General features: G+C 47.5%; 18 protein-coding genes and 1 riboswitch. Of the genes, 10 read left to right on the top strand and 8 right to left on the bottom strand.

The genetic code is table 11. The annotated features are described in order from the left end of the window. The first annotated feature begins 18 nt into the window (after nucleotides 1-18). Nucleotides 19-1,023 (top strand): DUF3231 family protein, encoded by a 1,005-nt coding sequence (locus ACQCVH_RS08765; RefSeq protein ID WP_426835343.1) that lies wholly within the window; start codon nucleotides 19-21, stop codon nucleotides 1,021-1,023. Nucleotides 1,024-1,133: 110 nt separating this feature from the next. Here the strand turns inward: ACQCVH_RS08765 and ACQCVH_RS08760 are convergent, their stop codons facing one another. Beyond that, entirely contained in the window at nucleotides 1,134-1,703 is a 570-nt protein-coding gene (locus ACQCVH_RS08760; protein ID WP_426835342.1) for a TetR/AcrR family transcriptional regulator, read from the bottom strand. Nucleotides 1,704-1,890: 187 nt separating this feature from the next. Here ACQCVH_RS08760 and ACQCVH_RS08755 point away from each other — a divergent pair, with 187 nt between their 5' ends. Beyond that, nucleotides 1,891-3,321, top strand: coding sequence for a DHA2 family efflux MFS transporter permease subunit (locus tag ACQCVH_RS08755; protein ID WP_426835341.1), 1,431 nt, complete (start codon nucleotides 1,891-1,893; stop codon nucleotides 3,319-3,321). A 189-nt stretch (nucleotides 3,322-3,510) separates the two neighbouring features. After that, nucleotides 3,511-5,253, top strand: a complete 1,743-nt coding sequence (locus tag ACQCVH_RS08750) for a cation:proton antiporter (RefSeq protein WP_426835428.1) — start codon at nucleotides 3,511-3,513, stop codon at nucleotides 5,251-5,253. Between the two features lie 89 nt (nucleotides 5,254-5,342). On the opposite strand, the gene ACQCVH_RS08745 is transcribed toward ACQCVH_RS08750, so the two are convergent. The 5 genes from ACQCVH_RS08745 to ACQCVH_RS08725 form a co-directional block, all read right to left on the bottom strand. After that, nucleotides 5,343-6,038 (bottom strand): ABC transporter ATP-binding protein, encoded by a 696-nt coding sequence (locus ACQCVH_RS08745; protein ID WP_426835340.1) that lies wholly within the window; start codon nucleotides 6,036-6,038, stop codon nucleotides 5,343-5,345. Nucleotides 6,039-6,055: 17 nt separating this feature from the next. Beyond that, on the bottom strand, nucleotides 6,056-7,519 hold the full coding sequence (locus ACQCVH_RS08740; RefSeq protein ID WP_426835339.1) for an ABC transporter permease: 1,464 nt from the start codon (nucleotides 7,517-7,519) through the stop codon (nucleotides 6,056-6,058). A gap of 143 nt (nucleotides 7,520-7,662) precedes the next feature. Then, the gene (locus ACQCVH_RS08735; protein WP_426835338.1) at nucleotides 7,663-8,097 is read right to left on the bottom strand and encodes a hypothetical protein; all 435 of its coding nucleotides are present in this window, start codon (nucleotides 8,095-8,097) and stop codon (nucleotides 7,663-7,665) included. After that, nucleotides 8,097-8,600, bottom strand: a complete 504-nt coding sequence (locus ACQCVH_RS08730) for a DinB family protein (protein ID WP_426835337.1) — start codon at nucleotides 8,598-8,600, stop codon at nucleotides 8,097-8,099. Before ACQCVH_RS08730 ends, ACQCVH_RS08735 begins: the two co-directional genes overlap by 1 nt. A 66-nt stretch (nucleotides 8,601-8,666) precedes the next feature. Beyond that, entirely contained in the window at nucleotides 8,667-9,374 is a 708-nt protein-coding gene (locus tag ACQCVH_RS08725; RefSeq protein WP_426835336.1) for a hypothetical protein, read from the bottom strand. Nucleotides 9,375-9,672: 298 nt separating this feature from the next. Between ACQCVH_RS08725 and ACQCVH_RS08720 the strand changes: the two genes are divergently transcribed. From ACQCVH_RS08720 to ACQCVH_RS08690, 7 genes are all read left to right on the top strand, one after another. Then, the gene (locus ACQCVH_RS08720) at nucleotides 9,673-11,331 is read left to right on the top strand and encodes an alkaline phosphatase (RefSeq protein WP_426835335.1); all 1,659 of its coding nucleotides are present in this window, start codon (nucleotides 9,673-9,675) and stop codon (nucleotides 11,329-11,331) included. Nucleotides 11,332-11,489: 158 nt separating this feature from the next. Then, nucleotides 11,490-11,569: riboswitch (glycine riboswitch) on the top strand. A 160-nt stretch (nucleotides 11,570-11,729) separates the two neighbouring features. Further along, nucleotides 11,730-13,100, top strand: a complete 1,371-nt coding sequence (locus ACQCVH_RS08715; protein ID WP_426835334.1) for an amino acid permease — start codon at nucleotides 11,730-11,732, stop codon at nucleotides 13,098-13,100. Between the two features lie 69 nt (nucleotides 13,101-13,169). Next, on the top strand, nucleotides 13,170-14,030 hold the full coding sequence (locus tag ACQCVH_RS08710) for an MBL fold metallo-hydrolase (protein ID WP_426835333.1): 861 nt from the start codon (nucleotides 13,170-13,172) through the stop codon (nucleotides 14,028-14,030). Between the two features lie 10 nt (nucleotides 14,031-14,040). Beyond that, nucleotides 14,041-14,175, top strand: coding sequence for a hypothetical protein (locus tag ACQCVH_RS08705; protein WP_257992962.1), 135 nt, complete (start codon nucleotides 14,041-14,043; stop codon nucleotides 14,173-14,175). 18 nt (nucleotides 14,176-14,193) lie between these two features. Then, nucleotides 14,194-14,826 carry a copper homeostasis protein CutC gene (locus tag ACQCVH_RS08700; protein WP_426835332.1) on the top strand — a complete coding sequence of 211 codons (633 nt, stop codon included), beginning with the start codon at nucleotides 14,194-14,196 and terminating at the stop codon, nucleotides 14,824-14,826. A gap of 266 nt (nucleotides 14,827-15,092) precedes the next feature. Next, nucleotides 15,093-15,731 carry a DUF1232 domain-containing protein gene (locus tag ACQCVH_RS08695; protein ID WP_426835331.1) on the top strand — a complete coding sequence of 213 codons (639 nt, stop codon included), beginning with the start codon at nucleotides 15,093-15,095 and terminating at the stop codon, nucleotides 15,729-15,731. Between the two features lie 15 nt (nucleotides 15,732-15,746). Beyond that, nucleotides 15,747-16,715 carry an LCP family protein gene (locus ACQCVH_RS08690; RefSeq protein ID WP_426835330.1) on the top strand — a complete coding sequence of 323 codons (969 nt, stop codon included), beginning with the start codon at nucleotides 15,747-15,749 and terminating at the stop codon, nucleotides 16,713-16,715. 45 nt (nucleotides 16,716-16,760) lie between these two features. Here the strand turns inward: ACQCVH_RS08690 and ACQCVH_RS08685 are convergent, their stop codons facing one another. Beyond that, a complete protein-coding gene (locus ACQCVH_RS08685) occupies nucleotides 16,761-17,225 on the bottom strand; it encodes a VanZ family protein (protein WP_426835329.1) in 465 nt (154 codons plus the stop codon). Nucleotides 17,226-17,399: 174 nt separating this feature from the next. Next, the gene (locus ACQCVH_RS08680) at nucleotides 17,400-18,581 is read right to left on the bottom strand and encodes an MFS transporter (RefSeq protein WP_426835328.1); all 1,182 of its coding nucleotides are present in this window, start codon (nucleotides 18,579-18,581) and stop codon (nucleotides 17,400-17,402) included. Nucleotides 18,582-18,633 lie beyond the last annotated feature (52 nt).

Below are 18,633 nucleotides of genomic sequence, written 5' to 3'. Positions count from 1 at the left end.
TTTGGGAGGTGATTGGATATGGATAAGGAAAATTTCAAACTGACATCTTCTGAAATCGGGTCCTTATGGGGAGAGTACATAAACGGAACAGCAGTGGATATCGTTAATAGATATATGTACTCCATTATTGAGGATGAAGAAATCAAAAGCACTTTTAACGAAGCAATCATGATATTCGAACGGCAGAAAGCGCAAATAAAGACGTTTATTCAGAATGAGGGTTTTCCTGTTCCGATCGGATTCAACGAAACTGACTTGTTTCCAGGAAAAAAGAGATTGTTCACAGATACATTTTGCCTGAATTATCTAAACATCATGACCATACATGGCTTGCTGGGGCATAGCACATCATTGGGCATATCGGTTCGGAAAGATCTAAGGGAGTTTTATGATTCATGCGATAATGATGCTAAAAAAATGTATCATCAGACGGTTGAGTTATTGCTTGAAAAAGGGCTTTTTCAAAGAGACCCGCTGTATTATGCGTACGAACAGCCTCAGTTCATTGTCGATAAGGATTTCAAGGACGGATATTTTGGCAAAGGCAGAACACTTTCAGCGCCGGAAATCATCAGTATTTCTTTAAATCTGAAAAAAAGTGTCATGGCAAAAACTCTATCTATTGCCTTTAGTCAGATTGCCCAATCTAAAGAGGTCAGGAAGTTTTTGACCAGCTCTCAGAATACCGCTGATGGACAAATAAAGGAACTAGCCAAAATTATGCAGGCAGATAATCTGCCAGTTCCAAAGTCATGGGAAACAGAAGTTACCCTGTCAACCGACTCGCCATTTTCCGATAAGCTCATCATGTATCACATGGGTTTCTTATTTCAAGCCGCACAAAATTATCATGGTGCCGGCCTCGCATCCTCGATGAGAACCGACCTGGTCACTACATACGAAGCAACTATCCTGCAGAATCTTCTAGTGACAAAAAACTGGTTTGATATCATGGTAAAAAATAAATGGCTGGAACAGCCTCCTCTTGCACCGAATCGAGCAGAAATTGCCAAGCAAAAATAACTTGAAATGCCCTCCGTAATGGCCAGGGCATTTTGTTTTATAGTATATCTGCTCCAAAACAAAAGCGTACTATCTGTAGGGAAAATCTGTGCCTAACAGTAGTTCTCCTCTTAATCCGCTGAATGATGGTGTCCCCCGCTCCTGAACACCTTATCAATCTGCTCTGCCAAATATCCCGGCGTGTAAGGCATTCCCTTTTGTATCCACCAGGAAATAATGCCAAAGGTAGAGGAGGCGATGATTTCAATGGGGACCTGCGTGCTGCGCCTTTTTCCTTTTCTGCTTTCCCGCCGGGCGGAGATGATTTCGATGATGATGTCGAACAGCCTGCTGCGGAAGTCCTTGCTTTCGAGCATTACGTTGAAGAGATCGGCATGCTCATAGAAATGCTCTAAAAAAGAAACGATGATGGGTGTTGTTTTATCCATGTTTTCTTCGAATAAAGGGTGGATCGTCTCTGTCAGTTCTGCAAGCACCTCTGTCACCATCTGTTCCTTGAGATCCTCGATATCCTGATAGTGAAGATAAAAGGTAGCCCGGTTCAATTCGGCACGGTCGGCCAGCTTCTGGACCGTTAATTTGCCTTGGTCCCCATTTTCCAGAAGCAGGGACACGAGCGCTTCCTTGAACATCCGCTTGGTCCGCATAATCCGGGGATCTATCTTTTCCTGGTTAGACATATTGCCCCTCCTTTGACTATAATCCTAGACTTTTTTGACACATTAACAAAAAATGCCGATTAGTTTACGTTTTACTGGAAAGTGTAAATGGATTTTTACCTTTTCGCATGTTAGCATCTACTTTATTAACAACATATCAATTAATTAACATAACGTCAATTAATTATAGGGGAAAGGGTTTTTAAAAATGAATGAGTCTATCAATCGAAAGATTCTTATACCTGTCATGCTTTTGGGGTCTTTTTTATCCATCTTGAACCAGACGATCTTAAATGTGGCTCTGCCTGATCTGATGACTGAGTTTGATATTGGGCCGACAACGGTTCAATGGCTGATCACGGGCTTTATGCTGGTGAACGGGATACTGGTTCCAGTGACGGCCTTTTTGATGAAGAGGTTCACCACCCGGCAGCTGTTTCTCAGCTCGATGCTTCTGCTGTTTGCAGGAACGCTAGTCAGTGCGGCTGCACCGGGATTTGAATTCCTTTTAATCGGGCGCTTGATTCAGGCGGCAGGGGCCGGAATTATCATGCCGCTCCTGATGACGGTTGTCCTGGTCGTGTACCCGAAAGAAGGGCGCGGGGCAGCGATGGGCTTCATCGGGCTGGCAATGATTTTTGCGCCGGCCATCGGTCCGACAATCGCGGGCTTTGTTATTGAACAATATTCCTGGCGCTGGATTTTCATCGGCATGCTGCCGCTTGTGGCGATCGTCATCCTGCTGTCTTTGAAGTTCCTTGTGAATGTATCGGAAACATCGAAAGCCAAGCTCGATTACACTAGTGTCCTGCTGTCCACGATTGGTTTCGGCGGGCTGCTGTTTGGATTGAGCAATGCAGGGGATAAAGGCTGGGGAAGTGCTGAGGTGCTGACCTTTATGGCAATTGGCCTGGCCTTCCTGGCGCTGTTCTGCCTGCGCCAGCTGCGTTCAGAGGATCCGCTGCTGAACCTGAGCGTATTCAAGATACCGATGTTCACGACAACAACCATCATCAGCGTAATGATCATGTTCGTGATGTATGCGGATATGATTCTGCTGCCAATCTACCTGCAGGCGAGCAGGGGCTTTTCCGTCCTGGATACAGCGCTGCTTTTGCTTCCGGGTGCCCTGGTAAATGCCTTGATGTCGCCTGTCTCAGGAAAGCTGCTGGATAAGTTCGGCATCAAGCCGATTATAATGGTCGGTCTGCTGTTCATGATTCCTTCCATTTGGGCGGTAACCCATCTGACAGAAACGACCACCTACAATTATTTAATGATCCGGACCATTTTCCTGCGCATCGGAATCAGCTTTCTGACAATGCCGCTGAATACGGCAGGATTGAATTCCCTGCCGAGCCATTTGAATGCCCACGGGTCGGCTGTGACAAATACCGTGCGTCAGCTGGCAGGGTCCATCGGGACGGCTTTGATCATCACAATATTTACAAGCAGGAGTTCTATCCATGCAACCGAATTGCTGGAAGCTAACCATCAGCTGCGGCCTTCTCAAGTGGCGCTGGAGTCTTCCATTCTTGGGACAAATGATGCGTATATGTTCATGTTTGCTTTAGGGGTTCTTACCTTGATTGTGTCGATGTTTGTAAGAAAGGAAAAGAGCGGTGCTGAAGGAATATAGAGAAACGGAGGGACAGGTTTTCTGTCCCTCTTTTAAAAAAACAAATAAGGCAGACCCATCTATTTTTATTCCATCCATTTGTCTGGTAAACTTTCCGATATATAGTTGAAAAAGATTCCAATCAGGAAGGTGATTGACATTCAGCCAGAAATTACATTGACCAGCATCGTGGTCGTCATCGTACTCGGTATGTTTTCACAATGGCTTGCTTGGCGGATTCAGTGGCCATCCATTGTGATTATGACGGTTGCCGGGCTTTTGATCGGCCCTGTACTGGGTTTGATCAATCCGCAGGAAGGACTTGGGGAGCTTTACAGTCCGATCATCTCTCTAGCTGTTGCATTGATTCTATTTGAAGGAAGCAACAGCCTGGATATCCGGGAGCTGAAGGGGATTTCCAAATCTGTTTTCCGCATTGTGACCCTTGGCGCCCTTTTAGCATGGGTCGGGGGCTCTGTGGCGGCACATTATATTGCCGGGCTTGATCTTGAAATTTCCTTTATCATTGGGGGTCTGTTTGTGGTGACCGGGCCTACGGTCATCATTCCGTTGCTCAGGCAGGCAAAATTATCAGCGCGGGTTTCTTCGGTGCTGAAGTGGGAAGGCATCATCGTCGACCCGATTGGGCCTTTGCTGGCTCTTTTTGCGTATGAGATTATTAAAATAACCTTAGATAAGCCTGTGCATATCAGTGATTTCATTCCATTTTTCATTGATTCCTTGTTCGCCATCATAGTCGGCTATGCAATTGGGATTCTGGTCAGCCTTTTAGTCGGCAGAGGGTGGCTGCCTGAATACTTGAAGTCACCGATTATCTTTTGTTTTGTTCTGATTTGTTTCGTGCTTGGCGAAGCGATCATGCACGAGGTCGGAATGCTCGCTGTAACTGTCATGGGGCTGACACTTGCGCGGACAAAGAAATATGTCCATTCAATTGGAAGCATTGGCCACTTCATGGAAAATATTTCGGTCATGCTGACTTCGACAATCTTTATTCTGCTGACGGCCTCCCTGACAAGGGAAACGATCATGGACGTGTTCACGTGGCCAATCATTTTATTCGTCATCATTATGCTTTTCCTTGTTCGTCCATTATCGATATGGGTCTCAACGATTGGCACAGAACTGACCTTGCAGGAAAAAACCCTTGTGAGCTGGATTGCGCCCAGAGGGATCGTTGCATTGACGGTTTCGGGGTATTTTGCTGCACTATTGATTGAAGATGGCTATTCTAATGCCTCAATCTTAACGCCGCTGACACTCGCCCTTGTTTTTATCACCGTGTGTGTCCATGGATTTTCCATCGGTCCAATTGCCCGGAGGCTGAAATTGGCGAATCCGGATTCTTCCGGCGTCCTGATTGTGGGAGCGAGCAGCTTTGCCATTGCCTTTGCCACTCACCTGAAGGAATTGGGCATTCCAGCCCTGATCACGGATACTTCCTTTGACAAGCTATACCATGCAAGGCAGCTGGGAATTGCCACCTATCATGGAGAAATCCTTTCAGAGCACAGCGATTTTGAGATCGACAAGAGTCCTTATAATAACCTTCTCGCCATGAAGGGGGATGCGGCTTATAATGCACTTGTGTGCCAAACTTATATCCCTGAATTCGGATATAACAACACATTCTCCCTGCCAATTGCTGCGAGGCAGTCAGAGCACCGGGAGATCTCATCTGCCATTAAAGCGCATCTGCTGTTTGGAGAAGGAGCAACCTTCACCGAACTGAATAAAAAGGTCAACATCGGCTATCAGATAAGGACAGTTGAAATCGAAGGGAAACAAATGCTGGTAAAAGAAGAACTGGAGCCAAATGGAACACCTTTGTGCGTAAAACGGAAAAATGGCGATCTTGCATTTGTTACATTTAAAGAAAAGCTGATGCTGAATGCGGGGGATCAGCTCGTGGTATTGGAGCCGGGAGAATAACGAAAAAAATACAGGTGCCGGTCCCCATCCTGCTAAAGCTATAAGCATGGGGACCGGCACCTGATTCTTAGTCTCTTCTTATTGAGTAATCAGACCAGTGTTTCCGCTATTTCTCTTTTGTTAATGGTTATATTCCCTTTTGAAAGCTTGACCGTGATATCAGATTTCCCGGCGATATTCTGATCGTGAGTGACGACAATCACGCATTTTCCCTCATTATGGGCAAGGTCCTTCAGCAGGTTCACAATTTCGCTTGCTGTTGTTTCATCAAGGTTCCCTGTCGGTTCATCGGCCACTATCAGATCGGCATCACAGCAGAGTGCCCGGGCGATTGAGACCCGCTGCTGCTGGCCGCCGCTTAATGTCAGCACTTTCTGCCAAGCCTGCCCACTGGAGATGCCGACGCGCTCCAGCATGTTCAAGGCATATTTTTTTTTATTTGTATGTCTGGCACCAGTGATTTCCATTGCGGTCATGACGTTTTGCAGCCCTGTCATATAGGGAAGCAGATTGTATGATTGAAAGACAATGGACACATATTTATTGCGGAACTTTGTAAGCCCGATTTTCTTTATGTCCTTTCCCTCATATAATACCGCTCCCTCCTTGGGCACATCCAGGGCGCTGGCAAGTGCTAGGAACGTCGTTTTTCCTGAACCGGATGGGCCGATGATTGTGTAAAAAGCCCCCCTCTCAAAGCTGACATTGATATTGTTAAGGATCATATGCTTTTTATTCTCTTGTTTGTACCAATAACTAATATTTTTAAATTTGAGTAAAGTCATTTTGTCTCCTCCATCCTTTAATCCTGTCTGCTCAATATCGTTTTAGGCTGAAGACGCAAAACCGTTAAGGATGGCAGCAGGGCAGACAGGGCGGCAATCAGAATGCCAATCATTGCAAGCATGGCAAGATCTTCTGCTGTGACGCTTACGTCCAATTCCTTAATGGTTTCAGCCTGCTCTGATTGAGCTCCAGGCATACCCGGCATTCCGCCGCCAAAGCGCATCCCCCCGCCGCGGAAGGATTCAGGTTCTGAGGTTTCCGCAGCTGACTGCAATTCCTGATTCAATAGCTGGTCGCTCACTTCTTTGGCCACGATATTGCCGCTGAGAGTAGCAATTCCGAGGGAAAGCGCCGCAACGAGAAGAATCTCAGCGATGAATTGGCCGGCCATTTTCCAGCGCCGTTCACCAATTGCCAAAAGGACGCCCATCTCATATTTGCGTTCACGAATCGACATCATCACAATCAGCCCCAAAATGATGGCACCTGCAATAGAGACAAGATAAACAATATTATTTGAAAAGCTTGCTACGTTCTCGATTGGCCCGACCATCTGCTGGTACAGCTGATCATTTGCATCAAGTTTAAAGGTTTCAAAATCAATGCTGCTCTCCTTTTTCGCCTGTGCGACAAAGCTTTCCATATCATCAGGATCATCAATATAGTAAGTGGCACTGTCAATGGTCCCCTCATAGCCGCTGCCTTTAAGTGCAGCAGCATTGGTATAAGGCATATAAAGCTTGTTATATGGAATCATGGCAGTAAAGTCCATCCCCTGGTCAGAGCCTGTGGAAGCTGTTTTATAGATACCTTTGATTTGGAGCTCGAGTGTGGCAGAATCATCTCTTGGATTGGCCACTGTAATGGAGTCGCCCACCTTCAGTCCGTTTTCTTCTGCAAGAGTCTGTTCAATGAGAACAACGTTTTTTCCCAGGTCGTCTTCCGTAATATGTTCACCCTCGATGATTGAAGCAGTGCCGTCCATGAATTCCGCAGTGGAATCAGTAAAGCTTACTCCCTGAAGGCTGACGTCTCCCTGGGCCATCCCGCCGCCCATCCTGCCGCCCGGAGCAGCTGATTCTGTGGTGCCTTCTTCTGTTGTTCCTGACTCATTATTTGTGATTGGTTCAAAGCTTGAAGCAAGGGCAGTAGTAGAAGAATAGAAATTATAGCCTTTGATTTGTTCATATGAGGTCAGTTCTTCTGCTGCTTCCGCAGGAATCGGGGCAGACTGGAATCGCATGCGTTCTCCGTTCGTCTGCTGGGACTGCATCTGCTGGCGCATCTTTTCCATATCGACCTGCAGGGTAACGTTGGCGCCAAGCTTCTGCCGGGCAAGATCGCCTGATTTTTTGGCGGCAGTCTGAATGGATAGGCCGGCCAGAACCAGGACGCAAATGACCGTGAAAACAAAAATTTGCAGCAGGCTTTTACCTTTCCTGGCTTTCACGCTTAAAAAAGATCTTTTTAAAAAATTCATACATTTCTCTCCTTTAGCCAAATTGGGTACAAGGATAATCTTAAGAGGAATTTATGGCAAAAATGTGAACGAATTATTGCCTAAAAAGGAATAAAAATAGGTGCCTGGCCCCGTATTATATACCAGCGGGGAAGGCACCTGTTTTATTTCTGTTTATTAAGGTAGATAGCAATAGCGATGGCAGAAGCCAGCAATAGGGCGGTGAGCAGGATATAAGGAACCGCATCCATCCAATGAAAAGGTGCTTCATGGGCGAAGACTGCCTTTTGCCATTCATTGTCCGCAATTTCAACAGCTAAGCCCTCGTCAGTTGGCAGATCTTTAATCTCAAAATACTTCGTTCCAATAGGGTATTCGTTGGAAGCATTCCCGTAGTGGTCCCCCGTCATGTCGTCGGGCCGGGTTTCTACTTCGCCAATCTTCTCTTCGATTTGGCTTTCCGGCACTTTTTCCTCTGTTACTTCATAAACATTTCCGTCCCAGACGACGAAAGGGTAGGCCCAGCTTAATGCCTGGGCGGAAGCTGCGAAAACAAACAAAACGCATGGGAAAAGCAGCAGCAGAGTTCTTTTCATCATCACATCTGCGGCGCTTCCATCCCCATCATCGCCCATTCCTCTTTAGCAGGTCCGTAAACACCGGGAACCGCTAATCCAGCCTGGCGCATAAGGATGGTCATTTGCCCGCGATGGTGTGTTTGGTGCTGGATGATTAAGAATAACAGCTGTCCGTTTGACATTCTTTGGCCGAAAAAGTCTTTTTCTTCGCTGAGGGACTGGTCGGTCCATTGCTCCTTGACTGCATGGGCGAGAGCGCTGCTCGCTTTTTGGTAGATGTCAGAGATGAATTTGGCTGATTGGGGGACCGGATAATCTTTGGCGGGTGCTTCAAAGGCGAGGCCTGTCTGTGAGGCGATCACACCAATGCTGGTTGCCGTATGCCAGGCTATCCTCCCAAGTGTCCAGTTCTGGGCAGTGACCTCCTGGGACAGAGAATCATCTGTCAGCTGGTCGAGGACCTTCTGTGTTGTATGCGCTTCATAGCTCCATAGCTTTAAAAAACCATCCAATGTCTGAAACATCTTCATTCCTCCTCACTTCAATCTTTCACCAATATATTCCCTGTGTAATGATAATTACCTGTTTTTTCAAGAAAATACTTTTGTTATAACTGAAATGCTGCTGATGATGGACTTTTTTACAGCGTTGTAAAATGGTTTGCCCGCCCTGTAGAGATAATTAGGATGATAGGTTCGAAAAGCTTGAACAGGCAAAGATCCGCCCTTTAACCTTGCTAGTTTTCCAGCAGGTTCATGAGTGAGTTCATGGTAGGTCAAATCCGGCCACTCGGCTTTAATGTATTGGTCATATCGCGGTCCGGTGAAAAATAAAACAACGTCAGGCTTCAGTATCGCCAATTCCTCCTTGATCACAGGGAATGTTTTCTTTTGGATATCCACCAGACCTTTCCTGGGAGCGCCTTTGCTGCTTTCCTTTCCAAGCTTGATAAGATTATTCCAGACTATCTCCACACGCTTGTCCGGGTATGCTTCCTTAATGTCACCGGTATAATCTTTTACCGTGTTCCAAAACGGCCCTCCATAGCGGAAGCACTTCCCCTCGCCAAAAAATCGGGAGTAGGTCTCCTGCAGCTCTTCTATGCTCTTAGAGCCCAGCCCGCCTTCCCATGTATTTGTTTCCTGGCCAAAAAACATTACTTTCAAGTCGGCTTCTTGATATTGTTCCGCATCGTTTATTTTCAGGAGAAGAGGGTTGCTGAGATGGTTTCCTTCAAGAGCTGTGAGCATGCCTGGATCATATCTTTTATATAAATCATAGAGCTGTTGATTCAACATAGTGTGCCACCCTGCTTTCTATCGTATATGGATAACCTTACCATAATTTCAGATAGGGTGAAGGGATGAAGAAAAGGATCACACCCTCAAAGATTACTGAGGAAAGTATCAGATATTGCTCATTCCAGTCATTGACTGAGCAATATTGCCTAATAAAAGTTCACTTTTAACAAAGGATAAAACATGCCATATTGTCTGTTTCCTGGGATTTACAATCACTTAACAGAACATAACATGAAAATTAATACATCCTCATTATGCTGATAATTAGAAACTATCATTTAAAGGGGGAATTGAAATGAAGAATCATTTGAGGAATAAGGTTGCCGGGATTTCCGTAGCTGCCGCTGTTGTGTTTTCTTCTTTTGGATTTGCGGTTAACAATCACCTGGCTGAGGCGAAGGACAACAAGAAGAAAGAGCCTGCCAATGTCATCATGATGGTTATGGATGGGACAAGCGCAGGGGCGACTAACCTGGCGAGATGGTATAAAGGCGGAAATTTGGCGATGGACGAGATCCTCATCGGGGGAGTGCGCACCCATTCTGCTGAATCGGCAATCACAGATTCTGCACCTGCTGCAACGGCTTTAGCAACAGGCAATAAAAGCAATGACAAGGTGATCGGGCTTCTGCCTGCACTGGTGAATACACCGGGCGTCGCTCCAGTCAGCGAGAAGGATGCCCATAGGCCGGTGGCCAATGTGCTCGAGGGAGCAAAGCTGGCTGGAAAGTCGACAGGGATTATTTCAACATCTGAAATTCAGCATGCAACGCCTGCAGGGTTTTCATCCCATGCGGCACACCGCAGCAATTATCAGGACATTGCCGAACAGCAGGTCTACCAGGGGATTGATGTAGTCCTTGGCGGAGGCAAAGAATCTCTGGCACCAGGTACAACCAAGAATGCCCGCGTAGATGGCGAGAATCTATTGAATGTAATCAGCCAAAACGGCTATCAGCTTGTCGAGACAAGGGACGCCCTCTTAAAATCGAAGTCAAATAAAATCTGGGGTTCATTTGCTCCTTCCGCAATGGTCTATGACTTTGACCGAAAGGCTGCAAAGAGCAGCCAGCCTTCTCTGGCGGATATGACGAAGAAAGCGATCACTACGCTTGATAAGAATAAAAACGGCTTCTTCCTGTTTGTTGAAGGGAGCAAGGTAGACTGGGCAGCGCATGCCAATGACACCGTCGGAATTCTTAGTGATGTGCTGGCATTTGATGAGGCAGTGAAAGAAGCACTCGATTTTGCGAAAAAAGACGGCAACACAATGGTCATCGCAGTCAGTGACCACGGAAACAGCGGAATCACAATGGGGAACGTCAACACAAACAGCAATTACCCGGAAATTCCTGTATCAGCTTATATCGACCCGCTGAAAAAAGCGTCGATGACACTTGAAGGGGCTTTAAGCCAACTGAAAGCAGACCGCTCAAACATGGAAAAAGTGGCCGGCTTGTACGGACTGGATAATCTGACAAAAGAAGAACTCGATAAATTGAAGGCGTCCGCAAACCTGCAGTCTGACATGGCCAAGATGCTCGCAAACCGCGCGAATATCGGCTTTTCCACTGGCGGGCATACCGGTGAGGATGTATTCTTGTACGCGTATGGACCATCAAGGCCTTTTGGATTGATCGATAACACAGATATTGCTAAAGCAATGGCAAAGCATATGGGCTTCAATCTGAAATCGGTGACAGACAAGCTGTTCGTCAATGCGAAAGAGTCGTTTGAGAAAAAAGGCTACAAGACCCGCATTGATGTAACAGATGCGAACAACCCGGTTTTTATCGCAGAAAAAAGCAAGACAAAGATCGAACTGCCTGTGAACAAAAATATCGCTCATATAGTACAGAACAACAGAATTGTCACGAAAAAGCTCGATGGCGTCACGGTCTTTAACGGAAAAGAATTCTATGTTTCCGAAAAGGCGTTGAATCTGTCTAAATAAGAGTGTAAAAGGTGCTTCCCCCGGGGAGGCGCCTTTTACTTTTTGTAAGAAAAGGAAAACTGAACGGTTGACAAACGCTCCGTTCGCTACTATTATATAAAAAATATTGCTGTATAATTTTATAACAAGCTATGAATGCCATGGGTCGTGCTGTGGCAGGAGCAGCTTCTGGAGAGACCGCGGGTATCCGCGGCGCCGAAGGGTTCACCATCTCAGGCAAAAGGACAGAAGAGTATTGGATATACATTTGGCATGCCTTATGACTTGCCTTTATATTCGTTATTCTGATGATCAGGAGATTGGGGATGCCCCAGTCTCTTTTTTTATTGCAGTAAAACTTTGTGTTTAATATTTCACATCTAAGGGGTCAGACCCCATTATAAGAGGAGGAATCAGGAATGGCACAGCAGGAGTTAAAAAGAGATTTAGCCAATAGGCATGTACAATTGATCGCGATTGGCGGAACGATCGGGACAGGGTTGTTCCTGGGGTCGGGGAAAGCGATCCAGCAGGCAGGACCGTCCATCATCCTCGCGTATCTTCTCGTCGGTACAGCCCTGTTTTTTGTGATGAGGGCGCTCGGGGAGCTTCTGCTCTCAAAAGCGGGCTATCAGTCTTTCACAGACATCGCTGAGGACTATCTGGGGCCGCGGGCGGCGTTTGTGACAGGCTGGACCTATTGGTTCTGCTGGATCATGACCGCGATGGCCGACGTGATCGCAGTCGGCGTCTATGTCCAATACTGGTTCGACATCCCGCAATGGGTGCCGGCTGTTATCTCCTTGATCATTCTGCTCGGATTTAATCTGCTGACGGTCAAGCTGTTCGGGGAGCTGGAGTTCTGGTTTGCCCTAATAAAAGTAATCACCATCATTGGGTTAATTGCAGTCGGCATCATTCTGCTGATTACCGGATTTAAGACTGATGCGGGAACCGTTTCGCTGAGCAATCTCTGGGAGCATGGGGGAGCATTTCCGAACGGGGCGTCAGGCTTCTTATTTTCCTTCCAGATGGTAGTCTTTGCCTTCGTCGGCGTTGAGCTCGTGGGCGTATCGGCAGCGGAAACGAGCAACCCGCAGAAAAATATCCCGTCTGCCATCAATAAGATCCCGCTCCGCATCCTGTTTTTCTATGTTGGCGCCCTGGTTGTCCTTTTGTCGATCAATCCATGGACGGACCTGAATGCAGCAGAAAGCCCGTTTGTGAAAACCTTCAGCCTCATCGGAATCCCGGTTGCGGCAGGAATCATCAATTTCGTTGTTCTGACATCAGCGGCATCTGCCTGCAACAGCGGATTATTCTCAACGAGCCGGATTCTGTTCAACCTAAGCAAAAATAATCAGGCACCGTCACGCCTGAATAAGCTGAACAAGCAGCATGTGCCGGCCAATGCGCTCTGGCTGTCTGCATTGGTCGTATCCGCGGGGGCTCTTTTAAGCAAGCTTTTGCCAGGGCAGGCGTTTGCCATTGTGACGACCATCAGTGCGATCTGCTTCATCTGGGTATGGGGCGTCATCCTGATCTGCCATTTGAAATATAAGAGAACGCGCCCTGAACTGCATGCGGGATCCGCATTCAAGGCGCCATTCACTCCATTAGTGAACTATCTCGTCCTCGCATTATTTGCGATGATCCTCGTCATCATGCTGATTGCCGAAGAAACTAGGCCGGCGCTCCTGCTGACGCCTGTGTGGTTCCTTCTGCTCTATGGGTTTTATTTTTACAGAGGGAAGAAGGAAGCAGCGCTTAAGGTGAAAGAAGTACATTAAGATGGCCATGATTATCTCCCTGAATTATGCTATAAAGAAAGGGCATAGAAATCAGCCAAAGGAGATTGAATGATGGAGCAAGAATTGGTTCTATGGTCAGACAGGATTTCATATTTAACGCCTGTCGGCCCGACAGACAGGCCGATCCTGATGGCTGTCTCGGGGGATAAGCATACCTTAATGATAGATGCCGGCAATTCTGCGGCACACGCAAAGCTGTTTTTGGAAAAATTAAAAGAAGCGGGTAGGCCGGAGCCAACTATGGCAGCCATTACCCATTGGCATTGGGATCATATCTTCGGGCTTGAAGCGCTGGATATTCCGTCGATTGCTTCTGTTGATACAAGGGTGGAGATGGAAAAACTGGTCCCATTTAAGTGGGATGACCAATCACTGGCCGAGCGGGTTGAGGAGGGAATTGAGATCCAGTTCTGTGCGGACGCAATCAAGGAAGAATTCCCGCAGCAGGAACGGCCTATCCGGATCAGCCTGCCGGACATAACATTCAAGGATGAAATGACGATCGACCTTGGCGGCATCACCTGCGTCCTGAAGCAGGTGGGCGGAGACCACGCCCCTGATTCGGTCATTATTTATATAAAAGAAGAGCGGATGGTCTTTCTGGCCGATGCGACTGCGCCGAAGATGTATGCGCCAACCTGGCGTTTTACGGCTAAGGCAACACTCGACATGCTTGATAAAATTGAGATGTTCAATGCGGATACGTATATCATCTCCCACTGGAAGCCTATTACAAAAGAAGAATACCAGGCGGAGGCGAGCCTGCTCCGGACTCTGTCCCACTTAGTGGCAGTGTACGAAGGCGATCAGGACAAGATGAAAAAAGGGCTTGAAGCGTTTTACGGCCGGCCGCTTACCAATGAAGAACAAGAAACGCTCATGTACTTTGTGAATGGTTTTATAGGATAGGGGGATGAAGATGGCGAAAAAGAGATGGCTGGTAATCCTGCTGCTTCTATTAATTGCAGCAGGCGTATTGGATATCCTATTTGAGGGGCTGTTTTTTCAAATGCTGCCCGATTCAATCCAATCTAATTTAAGAGACATGCTTTAAGCCGAAAGGATGAGGAAGATGCTGAAGGAAGTGTGTGTGGAGAATCTGACTCTGATTCCTGAGAAGATTAACAAAGGCGCCCAGCGCGTGGAGCTGTGCGATAATCTCTCGGTCGGAGGGACAACCGTCAGCCATGGCGTTGCGGTGAAGGCAATTGAATATTGCCGCAGGCATAACGTGGGAGTCATGGCGATGATAAGGCCGAGGGGCGGGGACTTTGTTTATGGCGCAGAAGAGATTGCGATTATGAAGGAAGACATTATTCATCTTAAGCACCTCGGCGCAGATGGCGTGGTATTCGGCTGCCTGACGGAGGATGGCTGGATTAATGAGGGAGCTATGAGCGTTCTATTGGAGCTTGCGGATGGGCTAGAGACTGTTTTTCATATGGCGTTTGACCATATCCGGCATGACAAACAGCTGCAGGCCATCGATTGGCTCGCGGAGCATCGTGTGGATCGGATTTTGACGCATGGAGGGCCAGCTGATACTGGAATTCTGGAGAATCTGCCGCGTCTTCAGGGGTATATTGATCATGCGGCCGGCCGGATTACCATCATGCCGGGCGGCGGAATTACGGATGAGAATCTGCCTGAGCTTGCGGCGGAGCTGGATGTTCGGGAGGCTCATGGGACTAGGATTGTTGGGTGAGCCGATAATAGTAAGATAGGGGACCGGACTGGAGCCGGTCTCTTTTTTGTGTCCGCAGGATGGGCAGGTCGCAAATATATCATGAAAGTCACAAATAAACTCAAAAACCCGCAAATAAGCGTCTGCAACCCCTTTTACGAGGGATAAAAATCACTCATTAAATAGAATATATACTCTCCCGGCACGCCCTCTCAAATAATGTTGACAAAACGTCAACATTCTCTGTAATATTGATAGAAGTGACATAGCTAGAAAGGAAAGAGAGCATGGCAGAGAATAGCAAGGAAATTGGCGGGCTTCTGAAGGGGCTTCTGAAAGAGCGGTCATGGTCGATGAGGAAGCTGGGCCAGCTGGCGGGGATTGATCCAGCGGTGATTTCGAAGATAGTTAACGGAAAACGCAAGGCGACCCCTGAGCACCTGCAGCGGTTTGCCGAGCATTTGAGCGTTCCGATCTCCAGATTATACGAGGCTGCAGGCTATCCGGTCGGCCCCCCATCAGAGCGCAATGACTCGATTGGCCAGATTCAGGATATCCTTGAAACGGCTCATTTGATGGACGGGGAGTTCCGCCTCGAAGATGTGAAAGAGGAGCTGGCAAAATATGAAGAGCTTTCACAGACAGGGGAAGGAGCCGGCACGATCCTCAGCCAGTTTGATGAGAAGGTCAAAAAAGTGGCAGGCATGGGCCCCTTTATCCAGCAGCTGCAGGAAATGTACGAGAAATTCTCCCTGAAAAAAGGGACAAAGACGGAGCTTGCCCTGATGGGAGGCGCCCTCCTTTACTTCATTGCCGCTGTTGACTGCATCCCGGATTACCTCTTTCCGGTCGGATATTTAGACGATGCAGTGGTGATCCATTGGGCCATGAACGCCCTCCCGATAAAAAAAACAAAGACCATATAAAGGATTGGAGATAACATGAGCAGACTAGCACGCAATAAAAAGAAAAAACGCGGATGGAAAGTATTAACTGTTCTGATGCTGCTGATTGCGGCAGCCGGCGGCTATTTCGTCTACCAATACCAGGCGGGTGTCGACATGGCAGACCCGGTGAAGGCAAAGCAGCAGGAGGAGGAGATTGAGTTCAACGGGGTGAAAAGCCTCGATGACAAGATCAATGTTCTTTTGCTTGGAGTCGATGCACGCCCGGATGAAGAAAAGTCCCGCACAGACTCCATCATGGTCGCGCAATATGACCCGAAAGAAGGAACGGCCAAGGTCATTTCTGTCATGAGGGATATCTACACAGAAATTCCGGGCTATAAAAATTACAAACTCAACACTGCTTTCTATCTGGGCGGGCCGGACCTGCTCCGCGAAACGCTGAAAAATGATTTTGATCTGGATATTGAATATTATGCCCTGATTGACTTTAAAGGATTTGAAAAAGTGGTTGATGCCCTTGCTCCAGAAGGGATTGAAATTGATGTAGAGAAACAGATGTCCGCCAATATCGGTGTCTCCCTTGAGCCTGGGCTCCAGCGGCTGAATGGGCAGGAATTGCTTGGATATGCCCGCTTCCGCAAAGATGCCGAAGCTGACTTCGGCCGGGTCCGCCGCCAGCAGCAGGTCATCAATGCCATGAAGGACCAGCTCCTGAGTGCTAATGGTGTCCTTAAGCTGCCGAAGATGCTCGGCACCGTGCAGCCGTATATCCAGACAAACCTTAAGGGTACAGATCTTCTCGGCCTGATGAAGAGCCTCGCCCTGAAACAGCCGGAGACAGTGGAAACCCTGAGAATTCCCGTCGATAATTCATTTACAAACCAAAGATATGACGGAATCGGACTGGCGCTCGATATTGATTTTGAACAGAACACTGAAGCCATCCAGGCATTTTTGGATGGAGAACCGGCCAGTGTTGAAACCAGTACAACTGCTGAATAAAGAAAGAGCTGCAGGCTTCCTGGGGGAAGTGCTGCAGCTTTCTCTTTATCTTAACATCCTCCGGGCAAACCCCGACCTCCAAATCCCATAACCTATCAAAGCACCAAGCATATTCAGAATATAATCATCGATATCAAAGCTTCCTCTTCTCGTAATAACCTGTATGATTTCTATCGTTATAAGCATGGCCGTCATGGAGGCTGTAAACAGGATTATGCTATTCTTTTTCCTTATAAAGAAAGGAAGATAAACACCCATTGGCATAAACAAAACAAAATTGCCAAGAAGATTTTTAACAGGTATATCCATGTTCATCCTTCCATCCGATAAGGCTTGAAGATACATACCGATTGTTTTGAAGGGAATGAAGTTTGAAGACTGCCTTATATAGTCTTTTAATGACATGCCATCCCAGGCAAATCCCCTCGAACCTAAGAATAATATGGATGCTAATACAAATAAGTAAACTATGAAGCTTACACTAAAAACAATCTTGATCGCTTTTTTCATTTTTCCTCCGATGATACCTTATTACATTCTCACACTATTAGACGAAAGAAAGTGCTGGCTGGTTTTCACCTGTTCTAAGTTGATCAAATCGAAATGAAAAAGCCTTAGGAGCTTGAGGTCTCCAAAAGGCTTTTGTCTGGTACATTCCAGGTATTCAATAATGGAAAAAGCGGATTATCCAGCTAATTGCCCGGCAGCCACATCTTTCCGGTTCGCCATCCTCCGATAAATCATCGCTACAATCAGCGAAGGCACCGTACACACCAGCATCCCGAGGAACGCATATCTTGGCTCAATTTCATACAAGTATCCGCCAAAGATAGTGAAGACTGCCGTACTCCAGCTGAGGGCGAGAGCGGAGTAGATGCCCTGGGCGATCGGGACATCCTTAGGCGGGATGTACTGGATCATGTATTTCATGAATGCATAATGCCCCATGGCGAAGGAGAGGGCGTGCAGGACCTGCGACACCGAGAACATCGCCACATTCGGAAAGGCGAACACAAGGATCCAGCGGACTGTGCTCCCGAGTGCTGCCAGTGCCAGCAGGGAGCCCGGTGATACATTGCGGAAGACACGGTCAGCGATCAGGAAGAACAGGATTTCGGCAATGACGCCGATGTTCAGGATTGCCCCAATCAGGTATTTCGGTGCGTCGATTTCCTGCAGGAAAATATAGCCGTAGTTGTAATAAGAAGCATGTGCTGCCTGCAGCAGGATGACGATCACGAGCACAATCCCGAAATGCCGGGCCTTGAACGGCCTCAGCAGCGAGCCTCTGCTCCCGGCGTCCGCCTTTGGCTTTTGTGACAGCACATCAGGCGCCTGCATCATTCCCAGGCAGACCAGCATAAAGACACCGAACAGCAGCCCCCAAAGGATGAAGCCGTCCCCGAACCGCCCTGTGAACATCGTCAGGATCAGGCCGCTGATAATGAACCCCAGCGATCCCCATGAGCGGCTCTTGCCATAATTCTTCAGCTGCTTATGTTGAACAAGCACACCGGCAGCCGTATCCATCGCAGGCATCAGGGTCGGATAAAAGAAGTGCAGAAACAGGACCGCAGCCAGCAAGGTCGAATACGAATCGGCAGGGATGCAAAGCAGCAAAATAACAAAAGTCCCGATGCCCATTCCATTGATCAGAACCTTACTGCTGAATTTCCCTGACAGATAGGGGAAGGCAAACAGCGTCGACAGGCCGCGCACCACAAGCCCGAGACTCATGATCAGGCTCGCCTGGCCAACCGTCATTCCCTTTGTATGAATCATCCACCCGGTCCAATAAGGAAGAAAAATTCCCCAGGTAAAAAAGAAACTAAAAAATTGTCTACTCATCCAGCGTTGTGAATTCATCGTACATTCCTCCAATGATTGCATCATACCAAGAGGAAAAGTAAAATAATAT

This window comes from Bacillus infantis, from assembly GCF_050107595.1.
GTDB lineage: Bacteria > Bacillota > Bacilli > Bacillales > Cytobacillaceae > Bacillus_AB > Bacillus_AB infantis_C.
The sequence above is the reverse complement of the archived record's forward strand: the minus strand, read 5'-3'. Positions and strand labels throughout refer to the sequence as shown.